Genomic DNA, 16,736 nt, shown 5'->3' with positions numbered 1-16,736 from the left:
GACGACACGTCATCGAAAAGGGTGGTGTTCGGCGAGTCTAGGGTCCAGGGGTGATGCACTGAGCGAGAGCAACCTCACGTGGTGTGTCCGCGTCGGTGGTATGAGCGCGTTGGGTGAAAGGCGGAGGTGAGCTGCGGTGGCCGAGCAAACGGCCAGGGTGCCACGGGCGGTGAAGGTCGCGATGTGGTTGTCCGCGGTGCTGACGGTCGCGGCGTTGCTGGGTTCGGCGGTGCTGCGGGAAGCGCCAACGGCCTCCGGCGGCGTGTCGGGTTCGGCCCTGCCCAGCACCGAGCTGCGCGCCCCGGCCAGCAGCGCGCCCACCGGGCCCGCGCTGCGCTGCGGCTCCGGTCCGTGCGTCGAGGTGGACAGCGCCACCCTGGACGGGGTGAAGGTGGAGTTGCTCGCTGACTCGGCTGGCGGGTTCAGCCGGGTGCGGTTCAACGAGGGCGGCGACTCCCCGCTCAACGTGCACGAGACGCTGGCCATCTCACTGGGCGGCCGGGTGCAGAAGGGCTCGCTGACCTGCGTGGCCGCCAGCAAGTACCAGGCCTGCCTGGTCACCTTCGCCCAGTCCGACGACGGCTCCAGGATGGGCACGCTGTACGAGAAGCCGCCGGGCAGGCCGTGGGTGCGGGTGGAGGCCTCCTACCCGTCCGACCTGGGTGTGCTGCAGCTGCGGGATGTGAACAACGACGGCATCCCCGAGGTGCTCAGTGTGGAGACCGCCTGCGACGGCAACGGCAACTTCCAGGGCTGCAAGCGGTTCGTGCTCAGGGTGTTCAACCACGACGGCAGCTTCGTCGGCTGCACCGCGGTGGTGAACCGCAAGGAGCTGCTGCCCGGCTGGCCCAATCTGGCGCCGACCAAGCAGCAGCTCCGGGAGTGCTGAGCGGATTCAGACCGTGGCGGGCACCCGCTGCTCGGTCCTGATCTCCTCGGTCGAGTCCACGGCCAGCGGGTCGCCGGTGGCCGGGGCGTTGAACACCTCGTCGTCCAGGGTGCCCTCGCTGCGCGCGACCAGCACCGGCACCACCAGCTGACCGGCCACGTTGGTGGCGGTGCGGATCATGTCCAGGATCGCGTCGATGGCGATGATCAGGCCGACCCCGGCCAGCGGCAGGCCCACCGTGGACAGGGTGAGGGTGAGCATCACGATCGCGCCGGTGAGCCCGGCGGTCGCGGCCGAGCCGAACACCGACACCGCGGCGATGAGCACGTAGTCGGTGAAGGAGAGCTGCACGCCGTAGACCTGGGCCACGAAGATCGCGGCGATGGCCGGGTAGACCGCGGCGCAGCCGTCCATCTTGGTGGTCGCGCCGAAGGGCACCGCGAAGCTGGCGTACTGCTCGGGCACGCCGAGGCGGCGGATGGTGGTCTGCTGGGTCAGCGGCAGGGTGCCGATGGAGGAGCGGGAGACGAAGGCCAGCTGAATCGGCGCCCACGCCTTGGCGAAGAAGCGCACCGGGTTGACCTTGCCGACCAGGGCCAGCAGCAGCGGGTAGACCACGAACAGCACCATCGCGCAGCCCGCGTAGACCGCGATGGCGAAGGTGGCCAGCGGGCGCAGCAGGTCGAAGCCGTACTGCGCGGTGGCCTTGCCGATCAGGCCGAGGGTGCCCAGCGGGGCGAGCCGGATGACCCACCACAGCGCCTTCTGGGTGATCTCCAGCAGGGACCGGCTGAAGTTCACGAACGGCTCGGCCTTGCCGCCGATCTTGTACGCGGCGATGCCGATCACCACGGCCAGGAACACGATCTGCAGCACCCGGCCCTCGGTGAAGGCCAGCATCGGGTTGGTCGGCAGCAGGCCCTTGAGGAAGTCCAGCCAGCCGCCCTGGCTCTTCGGCTTGTAGCCCGGGTCCACCGGCAGGGTGACCCCCTGACCGGGGTTGGTCAGCAGGCCGACGCCGATGCCGACGAGCACCGCGATCAGCGAGGTGATGCCAAACCAGAGCAGTGTCTTGCCTGCCAGCCTGGCCACCGTGCCTGGCCCGCCGTTGACGTTGCGCAGGTTGGCGATGCTCACCACGATCGCGGTGAACACCAGCGGCACCACGGCCAGCGTGAGCAGCTGGACGAAGGTGCTGCCGATGGTGGCCAGCGTGGTGGAAAGCCAGGTCAGATCGTTTGCCCTGGCGAGAACGCCGAGCAGGACGCCGAGCACGAGACCGGTGACGGTCTGCGCCCAGAACGGAAACCTCTTGAGTGCGGACAGCACGAATTCCCCCAGGGAATCATGGGTTGGGATGGTTCAGGACTGAGCGGGGGCGAGGCTCAGGCCGGACAGAGCGAACTCGCCAGACGTCCCAGATCGACGTGGCGGCGCTCAGTGAAGAACCATCGGATGCCCATGACTATGGGTAGAACTGTAAATCCTGTTCACGTCTTCCCCGACCCCCTGACGGGTGAGGACAGTCACGTTGAGCAGGCTATTTAACCCAAAGATCAACTACCGAGACGCCGACCGCGCTGAGTAGCCGGCGGGTCAGTGGCAAGCTGATCCCGATCACGCTGCCGTGGTCGCCGTCGATGCCCTCCACGAACCAGCCGCCCAGCCCGTCCAGGGTGAACCCGCCCGCCACGTGCAGTGGTTCGCCGCTGGCCAGGTAGGCATCCAGTTCGGCCTCGCTCGGCGCGGACCAGCGCACCGTGGTGCTCATGGTCTCCTGCGCGCGGGCCACCACCTGGCCGCCGCTGATCCGGACCACCGCGTGCCCGGTGAGCAGCTCGCCGGTGCGCCCGGCCATCAGCAGCCAGCGCTGCCGGGCGATCTCGGTGGTCGCGGGCTTGCCGACGATCTCCGGGCCGTCCGGGGTGTCCATCAGCAGCATCGAATCGCAGCCGACCACCACCGCCTCGGTCAGTTCGGCGGTCACCGCGGGCAGCACGGCCTCGGCCTTGGCCGCGGCCAGCGCGACCACGACTTCGGCGGGCTTGGGGTCGGGCAGCGCGGCGGCGACCGCGTCCTCGTCAACGCCGGAGACGTGTACCACGGGGTTGATGCCCGCGGTGCGGAGCACGTTGAGCCGGGCGGGGGACTGGGAAGCCAGAACAAAGCGCACGGCCGGGCAGCTTAGTTGCCCGGCCGTGCGCTTCGGGTTGGCTCTACTTCACGACCTCGATGCGATCCAGATCCGGGGCGTAGTTGCCAGGGTTGCTGAACTTCAGCGAGTTCGTCCCGGCCTTGAGCCTGACCACGATCTCGGCCACCCCAGGGGTGCCCCAGCCGCCGGTGGGCGGCAGGTCGAAGTTGATGTTGGCGGCCCCGTTCACGCCGACCGCGAAGGTCCGCGGATCGCCGGAGACGTAGCCCACCCGCACGGTGTAGTCACCGGCCCGCGGCACGGTGATCCCGTTGAGGGTGACCGAGCCGTTGCCCAGGTCGCCGACCTTGCGGCCGCCCGAGCAGCCCGCGCAGTCGGCGAGCTTGGCGCCGCCGGCGAGCACGCTGTCCGTCGCCTCGGCTTCTGCTCCGCTGGGCTGACCGCCCGGGGTGATCTTGAGCAGCCGGGTGCCGTGCGTGGGCACCTCGGCGGTGAAGCCGTGCTGGTAGGTGCCCATCGAGGCGCCCGCCCAGACATCGCGGACCTGGGCCGGGCCGGTGATGCCCAGTTCGGCGAAGACCGCGTCCACCGGGGCCTTGGCCGCGCCCAGGTTGAACAGCGCGACGGTGTGGCTGCCATCGGCGTTCTTGACCGACCAGACCTGCTGGTCCACCCCGGTGCGCACCGGCTTGGCCGGCATGCCGTTCTGGTTGATCGCGAGGACCTCGCGGTTGGTCAGCAGCGATTTGCCGAAGCTGTCCAGCTGGGTGAGGTCGTCGCCGATGTAGAGCGGGGCGTTGGTGATCGACCACAGGGTCATGTAGCTGCGCCGCTCGTCCGGGGTCAGGCCGTCCATCACGCCGTTGCCCACGTTGAGCGTGTCCAGGTCGTTCCACTGGCCGGGCTTGGCGTGCTGGATCCACTGCGGCAGGTCGGCGAACCGGTCGTCCACGGAGTTCTGCCAGGTCACCAGGGTCGGGCAGTAGCACTCGACGTCGGTGTTGATCCGCCAGCCGGTGGCGTGCTCCTTCCAGAAGTCGATGGCCTTGATGTCGATGGACCAGGAAATCTCAAGGATGATCTTGCGGCCGGTCTTGTCCAGGCCCTTGCGCCAGGCCGCTACGTCCGGGCGGTTGTCGTAGTTGGGGCCTTCCTTCCACGAGCCGGGGCCGACGCCGTCCAGCTTGAAGAAGTCGACCTGCCAGTCACCGAACATCCGGGTGATCGAGTCGATGTACTTCTGCGCGCAGGGCTGGTCGAAGTCGATCTTGTAGGCGTTGTCCCAGCCGTTGGTGGTGCGCCAGTCCGGGTAGACGATGTCGTTGCCGGTGCAGCCGGGCGCGCCCTGGATGGGGAAGTTCTTGCGGTTGGCCTGGTCCAGGCCGAAAGCCTCTTTCTGCAGGCCAACGGGCTGGTAGATGCCGAACTTCAGGCCCTTGCGGTGCAGCTGCTCGGAGAGCCACTTGATGCCGCGCGGGAACTTCTCCGCGTCGGCCTTGGGGCGGCCGTACTCGTCGAACTGCGGCACCCAGCCCCAGGTGTGCCACCAGCCCGCGTCGATGTTGATGTAGTTGTAGCCGTACTGCTTGAGGTCGCGGGCCATGACCTCGGCCTGTTTGAGCACGTTGGCCTCGGTGAGGAAGCTGGCGCGCCCCTTCGGGTTCACCCCCGGGTAGGAGGTGGTCTGCAGGCTCCAGCTGCTCCAGCCCAGATACGGCCGCACCGCGGGCGCGGCCTGGGCGTCGGCGGACTGGTTTTCCTGCTGGACCACCGGCGCCTGGGCAGCGGGTGCGGCCTGCGCGGCGGCGCCCAGCCCGCTGGCCACAAGGCCGAGCGCGAGCAGGATTCGGGGTAAGGACCGCATCGTTGCTGACCCTTCACTGGCGGGGACCGGGTTTTGTTTCCTTGGGAAGGAAAATTAGCATCGTGGTGTGCACTACAACAGCCCCCAGCCCACGCCGGCCGGTGCGCTGGTCTTCACCACGGTCCTGACCAGGGGTCCGCTGTCCAGGGTGGAGATCGGCGAGCTGACCGGGCTGTCCTCGGCCACGGTCACCAAGGCCACCCGGCCGTTCCTGGACAACGGCTACCTGGTGGAGGGACGGGCCGAGGATCCCTCGGGCCGGGGCAGACCGCGCAGCCCACTGGCCATCCGCGCGGACCGCGAGTTCTTCCTGGGCGTCAAGGTCACCGCGGCCGAACTGATCGCGGTGGTCACCGACCTGCGCGCGGGCGTCCGCGCCACCACCCGCCGCCCCCTGCCCGGGTGCACCCCCGAGGCCGTGGTCCCCGCCATCGCCACCCTGGTCGAGGAGTTGCTGACCGAACCCGGCCGCAGACCCCGGGTCCGCACCCTGGGCGTGGCCGTCTCCGGCGACATCGACCGAGCCACCGGCGTGGTCCGCTCCTCCCCCTTCCTGGGCTGGACCCAGGTGGACCTGGCCGCCCAGTTGCACGCGGCCACCGGCCTGTCAGTACTGGTGGAGAACGACGTCAAGGCCCTCACCGCCGCCGAACGCTGGTTCGGCAGTGGCCTGGGCGCCAGCTCCTTCGCCCTGGTCACCCTGGGCACCGGCGTCGGCTGCGGCCTGGTGGTCAACGGTTCGCTGGTGGCCGGCGCGCACGGCGTGGCAGGCGAACTGGGCCACGTGCCGGTGGTCCCGGACGGCCCGCGCTGCCCCTGCGGCCGGACCGGCTGCGTGGAAGCGGTGGCGGCAGAGCGCGCCATCGTGGCCCGCGCCCGCGAGGTCACCGGCACCGACCTGTCCCTGACCGAAGCGGTAGCCGCCGCCCGCTCCGGCGACGAGCCACTCCGCGAGGTCTTCGCCGAAGCAGGCCACGCCATCGGCCTGGGCCTGGCCGCCCTGGCCAACCTGGTCGGCCCGGAACGCATCGTGGTCTCCGGCGAAGGCCTGGCCGCCTACGACCTGATCGGCGAACGCCTCCGCGAAACCTTCACCGCCCACGCCTTCGGCGCCGCAGCCCGCTGCACCCTGGAACTACGCCCCCTCTCCTTCGAGGACTGGGCCCGAGGCGCCGCCGTAGTAGGCATCGAGGCCCTCCTCAGCCCCACCTGACCCAACCCCACCGGCGTGTTGGCCGTTGTCGTACACCGAGTTGGCCGTTATGGACACCGAGTTGGCCGTTATAGACGCCGAGTTGGCCGTTATAGACGCCGAGTTGGCCGTTATAGACGCCGAGTTGGCCGTTGTCGTACGGCACGTTGGCCGTTGTTGTACGCCGTAGGCACTGCGGTCGGGCGAAGCCCGGGACAGGCGGCCGGGGTGGCTTTTCGAAAACTTCCCCGAGCGGTTCCCCATCCCCGTCAGCCTGGAGAGGACACACCGCATCCCGGGCAGCGGCACTGCAACACAATCCGCCGCCCGGCGAACCCAACGTGACCGGGCCGCTGCCCGGGATGTGGTTTGGTATCGGAGGGCTGACGGGGATGGGGAACCGCACACGAGCACTGCTCTTCGCCCTTGACTTTGTTCTTCCCCCCATCCTTTGATTCCTGCCCGTCCGGCGAGGACGATCTTGATCTTGATTTTGGTTTAGATCAAAACCCGAAGATCAAAAAGGGATGGCCTCGCCGGCCGGGCAGACCACCGGAGGGGTGGGGCAGATCAACACCCGGGCGAGCAGGTTGCGGGGCGGGGTCTGTGCTGCCGACTCAAGACCCAGCGTGGCTCCGAGGGCTCGCGTGTTCTCCGCACGGCCTTCCGCCAGCCAACCACACCTCACCGAGCGGCCCCCGTTGCGGCTCCGAGGGCAGGTGGAGGCAGGTTGCAGGGGCCGCTCGGCGAGGTGTGGTCTGCATGCTCCAGGCCGTACGGAGAACACGCGAGGGCCCTCGTCGTGGGGGTTTCACCCCTCCGCCCCGTCCCGCCCCGTCCCACAACGGCCAACGTGGCGTACGAGTTGGGCCAACTCAGCGTCCATAACGGCCAACTCGGCGTCCATAACGGCCAACACTCGGGAAAGGGGAAGGCGGGGCAGCCCCTGGGGGAGGGGTGCCCCGCCTTGGGATTCGTGTGGAGTGTCAGCGCCGCACGAAGTCTCCGTTGCTGTGCTCGGCCGGGTCGAGTTGCGGGAGGTGGCCGGGCAGGTCAGGGGTCAGGGTGTCGGGGGCTGCTGGGGGCACCGTGGCCGCGCCGCCCACGATGGGGAGGGTGACGAAGGAGCGGGCCAGGTCGATGGTGACCGTGGGGCGGTTGGCGGGGGCCACGATGCGGCCCGAGTCGGTGCCCGCGATGATCACCGCGAGGCGGTGGCCCGCGGGGATCACGTGGTCGGTGCTGGCCAGGCGGAAGGTCATGGTGCGGGCCTGGCCGGGCACGATGGGGGTCTGGCTGGTCAGGGACTCCGAGTTGGCCAGGTCGGCCCAGCCTCGGGAGAAGACCTCCAGGCCGACGTTCGCGGTGGTGGTCGCGGTGTTCTTGTAGCAACCGTTGTCGGCGGCGGTGGCGTCGCCCCAGCAGGACTCGGTGGCCAGGGTGCTGATGCCCTCGCCGGAACCCGTGTAGTTGCGGATGGTGGACGGGCCGTAGTGCACCAGGACCGCGCTCAGGTGTGCGGTGCTGGTGTTCGGGGTGACGCGCACGGTCACCGAGCCGGTGCCGGAGATGCGCAGGTCCTTGGCCAGTGGGCCGGTGCTGAACAGCGTCCTGGCGGTGGAGGCCGCGTTGGGGTTGGCGGCCCAGTTCGCCGAGCCCTGGCCCGCGGTGTCGGTGAACTTCTCGGTGCTGCCGGGGGTGGCCTGGGTGGTGCCCAGCTGGCCGAGGCCGGCGGTCTGGCCCTTGCGGATGCGCAGGTTCACCTTCTCGGTACTGGCCAGCGGCCAGGTCGGCTCGTTCACCCAGGTGTCGGGGGCGCGTTCGATGGTGGCCCTCGGCTCGTTCTCGATGCCGTTGTTCACGCCCAGCAGCCAGCGGTCGAACCAGCGGTGCAGGGTGTCCACCCACACCGAGCGGCGGAAGTCGAACGGGTCCACGTGCCCGGCCTGGGTCAGCCAGATCTTGCGGGTCACCCCGGCCGCGCCGAGCTTGTCCCACCACTGCCCGTAGTGCAGCGCCTTGACGTTGAGATCGCCCTGGCCGTGCACGACGAACACGCTGGCCTTGACCTTGCTCGCGTTCGGCAGGTAGTCCCGCTCGGCCCAGAAGGCGTTGTAGTCGCCGTTGTTCACCGCGCCGTTGGTGAGCTTGGTCTTCTGCGCGCCGCAGTCCGGGCGGCCGCCCTTCTCCACCGTGTTGGCCAGGCCGACCGGGTTGAAGCCGAAGGACACGCCGTCGCTGCGGTAGTAGTCGTACCAGGAGCTGATCGCGCCGATCGGCACGATCGTCTTCAGGCCGGGCACGCCGGTGGCGGCCACCCCGTTGGCGATGGTGCCGTCATAGGACTTGCCGATCATGCCGGTGGCGCCGGTGCTCCAGGACGAGGACGCCTTGACGTTGCCCGCCTTGGTGGTGAACCCGTCCGCGTTGCCGTTGAGCCAGTCGATGACCACCTTGGCCGAGGCCACGTCCGACTTGCCGCCGATATCGCTGCAACCCTCCGACCGGGTGGTCCCGGCCAGGTCCACCAGCACCACCGCGTAGCCGCGCGGCACGAAGTAGTTGTCGTAGAACAGCGGGAAGCCCTGCGGCCGCTGCTGGCCGTCGTAGGTTTTCTTCTCGCTCTCGTTGCCCCGGCCCAGGTTGTCGTAGTACGGGCTCGCGTCCATGATCACCGGGACCTTCTTGCCCTGCTGGGCGGCTTCCGAAGGCCGGACGATGTCCGCGGCGACCCGGTCGATCACGTTGTCCCCGTCCAGGTCGAACCCGGTGGGCACGTACACGGTCTCGCGGATCGCGTTCGGGTAGGAGTAGACGGGGTCACTGGCCCGCGGCTGGAGCGCCTGCCCGGGTGCGGCGCTGGCCATGGGTACGAGGGTCAGCGCGCCGATGCTGCTGGCCACGGTGGCCAGCAGCGCGGTCAGCGCGCGCACGGGTCGGCGGTGGGTCACGAACACCTCCTGTGATCTGGCTTGGACGCTAGGCCCACTCCTTTTCTGTTGCCAGGTCCGACTGTCCGGACTATTGGGCGTGCCCTCGGCCTTGCTCGACTGTGCTACCTTTTGCTCAGATGAGCAAAAAGACCTTCACCGAGACCGCGCGGCGGGCACAGATCGTGGCCGCCGCGATCGAGACGCTGGCCGAGCTGGGCCATGCGCGGACCTCGTTCGCCCGGATCGCCAAGCGGGCCGGGCTGAGCAGCACCGGGTTGATCAGCTACCACTTCGCGGGCAAGGAGGAACTGATCACCGAGGTGGCGGCCACCGTGCTGGCGGAGTTCCGGGAGCACGTGCTGCCCAGGATGGCCGGGCTGGACTCGGCCGGTGCACAGCTGCGCGCGTTCCTGCTGGCCAACTTCGACTTCATGGCCGCGCACCGGCCGAAGTTGCTGGCCCTGCTGGAGATCGGCCCTGCCCTGCGGCCTGCCGCAGGGGATCCGGGCCTGCTGGAACGCGATCTGGCCGGGCTGGCGGAGTTGCTGCGCGAGGGTCAGCGGCGCGGGGAGTTCCGCGAGTTCGACCCGAAGGTGCTGGCGCTGGCGATCCGCTCCGTGCGGGACGGGGTGTTGCGCAGGCTGGCGGCCGAGCCGGAACTGGACCTGGCGGCCTGCGCGGTGGAGGTGGTGCGGATGTTCGAGTTGGCCACGTGTGAACCGGGGGAGACATGGGCGGGAGAACAGCGGGACTAGCGCTGGCGGCATTGCTGCTGGCCGGCTGCACGAGCGCGCCGCCGGCGGCGGTGGACGGGCTGGTGCGGATCGACACGGGTGAGCTGCGCGGCACGGTGGCGGCGAATCACCTGAGCTACCAAGGGATTCCGTACGCCGCGCCGCCGGTGGGCGCGGATCGCTGGCAGCCGCCGAAACCGGCCGCGGCCTGGACCGGCGTGCGGGCGGCGGACAAGCCCGGCAACGCGTGTCCGCAGGAGGGCACCGAGTACGCGAAAACCAGCAGCACCACCGAGGATTGCCTGTACCTCAACGTGACCACGCCAAAACCGGGTGGGCGCAAGCCGGTGCTGGTGTGGATCCACGGGGACGGGGTGGTCGGCTCCGGGGCGTTGTTCGACGGGGTTCCGCTGGCCACCACCGGAGACGCGGTGGTGGTGACCATCAACTACCGGCTCGGCGTGTTCGGCGGGTTCGGGTATCCGGGACTGGCCGGGTCGGGCACATTCGGGCTGGCCGACCAGCAGGCCGCGCTGCGCTGGGTCCAGCGCAATATCGGCGCGTTCGGCGGGGATCCGGGCAATGTCACCGTGATCGGCTCCTCCTACGGGGCCTCCTCGATCAGCGCGCACCTGGTTTCGCCTGGGGGACAAGGGCTGTTCCAGCGGGCGTCCGTCCACAGTGGAGAGGCGTTGATGCCGCTGCCCGCGGGCGCGGTGACGCCGGGGATCCCGGCGGTGGACTGGTTCATCTGGCGGTCGCTGGCCGAGACCGAGCAGCTGGGCGCGGCCATGGCGCCGGAGCTGGGCTGCGCGGACCTGGACTGCCTGCGGAAACTCCCGGTGGACAAGCTGTTCCCGCTGATGCGGCTGTTCCAGAGCTACGCCTACGGCGGCGAGGTGCTGCCGGAGTTGCCGCCGAAGGCGTTGCGGGAAGGGCGATCCCAGGCGGTGTCGATGATGACCGGGATGACCAGGGACGAGCACCGGACCTTCGTCGGGCTGTTCCGGGACAAGCTGACCGCGCAGGAGTACCCGCGGCTGGTGGCCGAAGCATTCGGCGGGCGAGCGGCGGCGATCCTGCGTGAGTACCCGCTGAGCAAATTCGACTCACCGGCGCTGGCCTGGGCCACTGTGCTGACCGACGGGCTCTGGGCCACCGCGACCTTCGAGCAGGCGGAACTGGCCGCTCACAAGGGAAAGACCTTCGCCTACTCCTTCGCCGACCGGGACGCGCCGGTGTACCTGCCGTTCCCGGACACTGTGCCGCCGGGGGCTTTCCACGCCGCGGACACGCCGTACCTGTTCCCGGACAAGGGTTTTCTGGACAAGGCCGGGCCGGGGCAGCGCGAGCTGTCCGAGCGGATGCTGAAGTACTGGGCCAATTTCGCCCGCACCGGCGATCCGAACGGGCCAGGATTGCCGCGCTGGGCGGAGTTCGGCGGCGAGAAATACGTGCAGGCGCTGGCGCCCGGCGAGGGCACCCGTCAGGTCGACTTCGCGGCCCAGCACCGGCTGGAGTTCTGGCGGAACCCGCGCTGAGTCAGCGCGGCAGCCCCGAGGCACGCCAGGCGCCGGGGCCGGGCCGCAGCTCTGGGCGGTGCAGGCGGGCGCGATCACCCCAGGCCGAGCGGGGCTCCGGCTCCGGCTCGGCCCGCGGTGCGCTGGCCAGTCCGGCCACCACCGCGGTCAGCGCGGCCAGTTCGAGGTCGTCCGGGGCGCCCCGGACGACCCTGAGCAGGGGACGGTCGCTCATGGCTTCAACTCCCGCAGCTTGTCCAGCGTCTTGAGCACCAGGTCCTGGTCGCCGACCGCGGCGACCAGGAGCAGGAAACCGGTTCTCACAGCGGGATGTTCCCATGCTTCTTCGGCGGCAGGGTTTCCCTTTTGTCTTTCAGCAAATTCAGCGCGCGGGCCACATAACCCCGGGTATAGGAGGGCGGGATCACCGAGTCCACGTAACCGCGTTCGGCGGCCACGTACGGGTTGCACAGGGCGTCCTCGTACTCCTGCTGGAGCTTGGCGCGCAACGCGTCCACGTCCTCGCCGCGCTCGGCCGCCTGGGCCAGTGTCTTGCGGTGCACGATGTTGGCCGCGCCCTGCGCGCCCATCACCGCGATCTGCGCGGTGGGCCAGGCCAGGTTCACATCGGCGCCCAGGTGCTTGGAGCCCATCACGTCGTAGGCGCCGCCGTAGGCCTTGCGGGTGATCACGGTGACCAGCGGCACGGTGGCCTCGGCGTAGGCGTAGATCAGCTTCGCGCCGCGCCGGATGATGCCGTTCCACTCCTGGTCGGTGCCCGGCAGGAAGCCCGGCACGTCCACGAAGGTCAGCACCGGCACGTTGAACGCGTCGCAGGTGCGCACGAACCGGGCCGCCTTCTCACTGGCGTCGATGTCCAGGCAGCCGGCGAACTGGGTGGGCTGGTTGGCCACCACACCCACGCTGCGCCCGTCCACCCGGCCGAAGCCGATCAGGATGTTCGGCGCGAACAACGGCTGCACCTCAAGGAATTCGCCGTCGTCGAGGACCCGGGTGAGCACCTCGTGCATGTCGTAGGGCTGGTTCGCCGAGTCCGGGATCAGCGTGTCCAGCTCGCGGTCCTCCTCGGTGAGCGAGTCGGCGATGGAGGACTCGGTCAGCGCCGGGCCCGGGTAGGCGGGCGGCTCGGAGAGGTTGTTCGCGGGCAGGTAGGACAGCAGCGACTTGACGTAGGAGATCGCGTCTTCCTCGTCCGAGCCGAGGTAGTGCGCGTTGCCGGACTTGGTGTTGTGCGTGCGCCCGCCGCCCAGCTCCTCGAAGCCGACCTCCTCGCCGGTGACGGTCTTGATCACGTCCGGGCCGGTGATGAACATGTGCGAGGTCTTGTCCACCATCACGGTGAAATCGGTCAGCGCGGGGGAGTACACGTGCCCGCCCGCGGCCGCGCCCATGATCAGCGAGATCTGCGGGATGACTCCGGAGGCCAGTGTGTTGCGCCGGAAGATCTCGCCGTAGAGGCCGAGGGAGACCACGCCCTCCTGGATCCGCGCGCCACCGCCCTCGTTGATGCCCACCAGCGGGCGCCCGGTCTTGAGCGCCAGGTCCATCACCTTGACGATCTTCTCGCCGTAGACCTCGCCCAGCGAGCCGCCGAAGACGGTCACGTCCTGGCTGAACACGCAGATCGGCCGCCCGTCCACGGTGCCGTAGCCGGTGACCACGCCATCGCCGTAGGGCCGGTTGTGCTCCTGGCCGAAGTTGGTGGAGCGGTGCCGGGACAGCTCGTCCAGCTCCACGAACGAACCGGGGTCGACCAGCAGGTCGATCCGCTCGCGGGCGGTCATCTTGCCCTTGGCGTGCTGGCGTTCCACCGCCCGCGCCGATCCGGCGTGCACCGCCTCGTCGTTACGGCGGTACAGGTCGGCCAGCTTGCCTGCCGTGGTGTGGATATCCGGTTCGGCCGGGGCGGACTCCAGCGGCTGCCCCATCGGCGCGGTGGCACTGCTCATGACCAGGCAGCGTAACCAGCATCACGGCGGAAGCTACCGGCCCGTAGCCCATGTCACGTCGACGTCACCCCTTGACCTCCACCGCGCTGGAGGTCACACCGTGGACCCATGCGTGATGACCTGGACAAACTCCTCGCCAGCCTGGAAGTTCTGGCCGGCACCGGGGCCGAGCGGCGCGGCTACCTGGCCAACCACGGCCCGATGGCGGCCGAGGCACTGGTGGCACTGGGCCAGTCCGCGGCCGCCCCGGACTGGACCCTGCGGTACCGGCCGATCCTGGAACCCGAACCCGCCGAACGGTTCCGGCTGGACCCAGCGGACTGGCCCGAGCACCTCGGCGAGATCGACCGGCTCGGCGACTGGACCGGCCTGTTCCGCCGTGAACTCGGCGAGCGGCCCTGGCCAGAGGTGCTGCGCGCCTGGTGGCCGCGGCTGCTGCCCGGACTGGCCGCCAGCGCCACGCACGGCGTGATCCGCACCGCGCACGGCGTGCGCGCGCTGGCGCTGGCCGGGGCGGACCCGGACCCGCTGCTGGTGGACGAGCTGGCCAAGGGCCTGGGTTTCTGGGCCGCCCGCTACCAGGAACTGCCCGGCTCGCCCGCGCTGCGCGGCCCGGACCCGCTGGGGATGGCCCTGACCCGGCTGCCCCGGCTCACCCCGGACAAGATCGGGCTGGGCGGCGGGATCAGCGGCGATCTGGCCCACCTGGACGAGTTGCCCGGGTTCGCCGAGGGCCTGGCCGGCTACGGCGCCCCGGCCGACCCTGCGGCTGTGCTGGACGAGCTGATCAGCGCGGCGGCCAGGGTGTTCCTGGCCAGGCCGGAGGCGCCGATCGAGTTCTGCCACGCGGTCACCGCGCCCGCCGCGGTCCGGCTGGTGCTGCCACACCTGCCAGCGGAGTTCGCCGCGCCGGCGGTGGCCGCGTCCTGGCAGGTGGTCGGCGGGATCGTGGCCGCGTTCTCCCCGGACCGGCTCGACGGCCTGGACGTCGTTCCTGCCGAGCCGCCAGCCGCCGAGGAGCTGGTGGCGCGGGCGGTGGCCTCCGGCGACGCGCACGTGATCAAGCTGACCGAGGCCGCGTTCCGGGAGCACGCGCGCACCGGCGACGCCGCGCTGCTGCACGCCGCCTACGCCATGGCGGACCGCTGGCCCTAGGCCCGGCCGTAGATCACCGTCCAGTAGTAGTGGCATTCGCCGCCCACGGCCCGGCTGATGCCCACCGAGCGCACCTCGCAGCGCAGCGCGGGCGAGCCGTCGTCGGCGACCGTGGCCGCCATGTCCTTGGCGCTCTCCCGGTAGGCGGCCACGTAGGCGCCCGCGGTCTGCTGGTAGCCCGCCGCCCGCGCGCGGTCGTCCACCGAGGTGCCGTCCGGGCTGGACATGCCGATGTAGCTGTTCTTCATCATGTCCGCGCTGTGCTGCCTGGCCGCGGTGTTCAGCCGAGGGTCCTGGCGCAGCGGCGGGCAGCCCGCGGCCGAGCGGCGGTCGTTGATCAGCACGGTGAGCGCCTCGCCGGGACCGGCCGGGGCGGTGCTCGGTGGCGCGCTGCTCGGTCGCGGGCGGGTGGTCGAGGTCGGCGGCGTAGAGCTGCTCGGCGGTGGCGGGGTGGTCGTGGCCGGTTCGGTGGTGGTGGTCGAGCTGCTGGTGGCCGGTGGTGGCGCGGCCTGCGGCGGGTCGACCGGGTGCGGCAGCAGGTAGTAGCCCACGGCCAGCGCGGCGGCCAGCGCGACCGGCACGGAAGCCTTGAACACCAGGGAGTTCCCGGCGTTCACCGGCAGCAGCGCCGGGTGGTCGGCGGCCACCGAGGCGCCCGCGAACAGCACGCCCAGCACGGTCAGCGGCGTGGTCAGGCGACCGGCCAGGTCCCGGCACTGCGGGCAGCGGCGCAGGTGCCGGTCCACGCTCATCCGCTGCGGCAGTGACAGCGATTGCGGCCGGCCGGGGACCAGCTCGGCCAGCCGGGGGCAGCGGCGTGGGTTGCGCGCCACCAGCAGCATCCGCACCGCGTTGCCCAGCGCGGAGCGGGCCCGGTGCGCGAGCACCGCGGCGTGGTTGGCCCGCACGTCCAGGGCCTGGGCCAGCTCCGGACCGGACAGGCCCTCGCGCACGGTCAGCTCCAGCACCGCGAGCTGCCGCGGCTCCAGGCTGGCCGCGGCGTCCCAGACCAGCCGGGCCGCCTCGTGCGCGGCGGCGGCCTCGGCCGGGGACGCCTCGCCGTCGACGAGTTCGGGTAGTTCGGGCAGCAGCGCGGGACCCGGCCTGCGCAGGTGATCCAGCGCGGCCCGGTGCGCGATGCTGACCAGCCAGGGCCGGAACCGTTCGGGTTCGCGCAGGTCAGCAAGGTTACGCAGGGCGTTGACGAAGGCTTCCTGACTGATGTCCTCGGCCAGGTGCGGATCGCGGACCATCCGGCGGACAAAACCGGCGACCGCGGGCCAGTGCCGGGCGTAGAGGGTCGCGAACGATTGCGACGAACCGGCCGCCGCGGCGCGGACCAGATCCGCGTCAGTGGGTTCCTGGGTCTGCACGAGCGGGGCCTCCGGACGCGAGTGCCGAACCTTTCCCGGACTTTTTCGACTCAGACCGTAATCCCTCCGGGCGAGTTTCCGTCCTCCAGACGAGTGGCTGGGCCCGCACCCCTGCTCGGGCCCAGCCACTACCCGTGTCCGGCACCCCGGAAAGGACCCCCTGACAAGTGACCGCACTCGAGAGGAGCAGACGATGGCGGCGGAACCGGACGATCATCGCCGTGCTGGCCGCGGCGACGGTGGGAGTGGGTGTGGCGGCATGGCTGACCACGCCGGAGCGGCAGCCGCTGCCAGTGGCGGCATCGGCGACACTGCCGCCAGGGATCGTCGACCCCGGTTCCGGCGTGGGTGGCCCTGCCCCGTCCGCCTCCGCCGACCCGAGTGAGACCAGCGCGATCACCAGCAGCACCGGCCCGACCAGCCTGACCAGCGCGAAACCCAGCCCGACCAGCGTCAGCCCGTCGAGCAGCCCGAAGCCCAGCCCCAAGCCGAAGCCGAGCAGCCCGGCGCCCAGCCGCACCCCGAACCCGCCGTCCGGGGACGCGGCCGAGCAGTCCGTGCGCGAGCTGGTCGACGCCGAACGCGGCAAGGCCGGCTGCGCCGCGCTGCGCTGGGACGACCGGCTGGCCAGGGCCGCGGCCAAGCACAGCGCGGACATGGCGAACCAGGACTACTTCTCGCACACCTCCCAGGACGGGCGATCCCCGTCCGACCGGGTCAAGGCCGAGGGTTATCAGGGTGGCGCGGGCGAGAACATCGCCGCAGGCCAGAACACTCCCGAATCGGTCATGAAGACCTGGATGAACAGCCCTGGGCACCGGGCCAACATCCTCAACTGCGACTACAAGTCGCTCGGGGTCGGCCTGCACCGCGGCGGCAGCTACCGCTTCTACTGGACGCAGAACTTCGGCCTGGCCTGACGGGCTGCTCACCCGGGTTTTCGTACACTGG

Annotated in this window: 14 protein-coding genes; 6 read left to right on the top strand and 8 right to left on the bottom strand. The window is 70.4% G+C overall.

The window, feature by feature from the left end; all coding sequences use genetic code 11:
- Positions 1 to 136: 136 nt before the first annotated feature.
- Positions 137 to 889, top strand: a complete 753-nt coding sequence (locus ACTOWY_RS36825) for a hypothetical protein (RefSeq protein ID WP_441314207.1) — start codon at positions 137 to 139, stop codon at positions 887 to 889.
- A 6-nt stretch (positions 890 to 895) separates the two neighbouring features.
- Here ACTOWY_RS36825 and ACTOWY_RS36820 read toward each other — a convergent pair whose 3' ends face one another.
- From ACTOWY_RS36820 to ACTOWY_RS36805, 4 genes are all read right to left on the bottom strand, one after another.
- Positions 896 to 2,218, bottom strand: a complete 1,323-nt coding sequence (locus tag ACTOWY_RS36820; protein WP_441314206.1) for a dicarboxylate/amino acid:cation symporter — start codon at positions 2,216 to 2,218, stop codon at positions 896 to 898.
- A 56-nt stretch (positions 2,219 to 2,274) separates the two neighbouring features.
- Positions 2,275 to 2,352 (bottom strand): putative leader peptide, encoded by a 78-nt coding sequence (locus tag ACTOWY_RS36815; RefSeq protein ID WP_374205690.1) that lies wholly within the window; start codon positions 2,350 to 2,352, stop codon positions 2,275 to 2,277.
- A gap of 77 nt (positions 2,353 to 2,429) precedes the next feature.
- The gene (locus ACTOWY_RS36810; RefSeq protein WP_441314205.1) at positions 2,430 to 3,062 is read right to left on the bottom strand and encodes a Maf family protein; all 633 of its coding nucleotides are present in this window, start codon (positions 3,060 to 3,062) and stop codon (positions 2,430 to 2,432) included.
- 43 nt (positions 3,063 to 3,105) lie between these two features.
- Positions 3,106 to 4,908 carry an alpha-galactosidase D gene (locus ACTOWY_RS36805; protein ID WP_441314204.1) on the bottom strand — a complete coding sequence of 601 codons (1,803 nt, stop codon included), beginning with the start codon at positions 4,906 to 4,908 and terminating at the stop codon, positions 3,106 to 3,108.
- A 67-nt stretch (positions 4,909 to 4,975) separates the two neighbouring features.
- On the opposite strand from ACTOWY_RS36805, the gene ACTOWY_RS36800 reads away from it, so the two are divergent.
- Positions 4,976 to 6,121, top strand: coding sequence for an ROK family protein (locus ACTOWY_RS36800; RefSeq protein WP_441314203.1), 1,146 nt, complete (start codon positions 4,976 to 4,978; stop codon positions 6,119 to 6,121).
- Between the two features lie 965 nt (positions 6,122 to 7,086).
- On the opposite strand, the gene ACTOWY_RS36795 is transcribed toward ACTOWY_RS36800, so the two are convergent.
- Positions 7,087 to 9,033, bottom strand: coding sequence for a Xaa-Pro dipeptidyl-peptidase (locus ACTOWY_RS36795; protein ID WP_441314252.1), 1,947 nt, complete (start codon positions 9,031 to 9,033; stop codon positions 7,087 to 7,089).
- A 137-nt stretch (positions 9,034 to 9,170) separates the two neighbouring features.
- Here ACTOWY_RS36795 and ACTOWY_RS36790 point away from each other — a divergent pair, with 137 nt between their 5' ends.
- On the top strand, positions 9,171 to 9,788 hold the full coding sequence (locus ACTOWY_RS36790; RefSeq protein ID WP_441314202.1) for a TetR family transcriptional regulator: 618 nt from the start codon (positions 9,171 to 9,173) through the stop codon (positions 9,786 to 9,788).
- Positions 9,764 to 11,308, top strand: a complete 1,545-nt coding sequence (locus tag ACTOWY_RS36785; protein ID WP_441314201.1) for a carboxylesterase/lipase family protein — start codon at positions 9,764 to 9,766, stop codon at positions 11,306 to 11,308. The genes ACTOWY_RS36790 and ACTOWY_RS36785 overlap by 25 nt, the downstream gene beginning before the upstream one ends.
- A gap of 1 nt (position 11,309) precedes the next feature.
- Here the strand turns inward: ACTOWY_RS36785 and ACTOWY_RS36780 are convergent, their stop codons facing one another.
- Together ACTOWY_RS36780 and ACTOWY_RS36775 are read right to left on the bottom strand one after the other, a co-directional pair.
- Complete coding sequence (locus ACTOWY_RS36780; protein WP_441314200.1) at positions 11,310 to 11,522, bottom strand: acyl-CoA carboxylase subunit epsilon; 213 nt, start codon at positions 11,520 to 11,522, stop codon at positions 11,310 to 11,312.
- Positions 11,523 to 11,607: 85 nt separating this feature from the next.
- Positions 11,608 to 13,257 carry an acyl-CoA carboxylase subunit beta gene (locus tag ACTOWY_RS36775; RefSeq protein ID WP_247763318.1) on the bottom strand — a complete coding sequence of 550 codons (1,650 nt, stop codon included), beginning with the start codon at positions 13,255 to 13,257 and terminating at the stop codon, positions 11,608 to 11,610.
- 108 nt (positions 13,258 to 13,365) lie between these two features.
- Between ACTOWY_RS36775 and ACTOWY_RS36770 the strand changes: the two genes are divergently transcribed.
- Complete coding sequence (locus ACTOWY_RS36770; RefSeq protein ID WP_441314199.1) at positions 13,366 to 14,412, top strand: questin oxidase family protein; 1,047 nt, start codon at positions 13,366 to 13,368, stop codon at positions 14,410 to 14,412.
- On the opposite strand, the gene ACTOWY_RS36765 is transcribed toward ACTOWY_RS36770, so the two are convergent.
- On the bottom strand, positions 14,409 to 15,785 hold the full coding sequence (locus ACTOWY_RS36765) for a sigma-70 family RNA polymerase sigma factor (RefSeq protein WP_441314198.1): 1,377 nt from the start codon (positions 15,783 to 15,785) through the stop codon (positions 14,409 to 14,411). The genes ACTOWY_RS36770 and ACTOWY_RS36765 overlap by 4 nt on opposite strands.
- Before the next feature lie 167 nt (positions 15,786 to 15,952).
- Here ACTOWY_RS36765 and ACTOWY_RS36760 point away from each other — a divergent pair, with 167 nt between their 5' ends.
- Positions 15,953 to 16,705: a CAP domain-containing protein gene (locus ACTOWY_RS36760; protein ID WP_441314197.1), complete on the top strand. Its 753-nt coding sequence runs from the start codon at positions 15,953 to 15,955 to the stop codon at positions 16,703 to 16,705.
- The last annotated feature ends 31 nt before the right edge of the window (positions 16,706 to 16,736 follow it).

The organism is Crossiella sp. CA198, from assembly GCF_052078295.1.
GTDB lineage: Bacteria > Actinomycetota > Actinomycetes > Mycobacteriales > Pseudonocardiaceae > Crossiella.
This window is presented reverse-complemented; position numbering and strand designations above follow the sequence as displayed.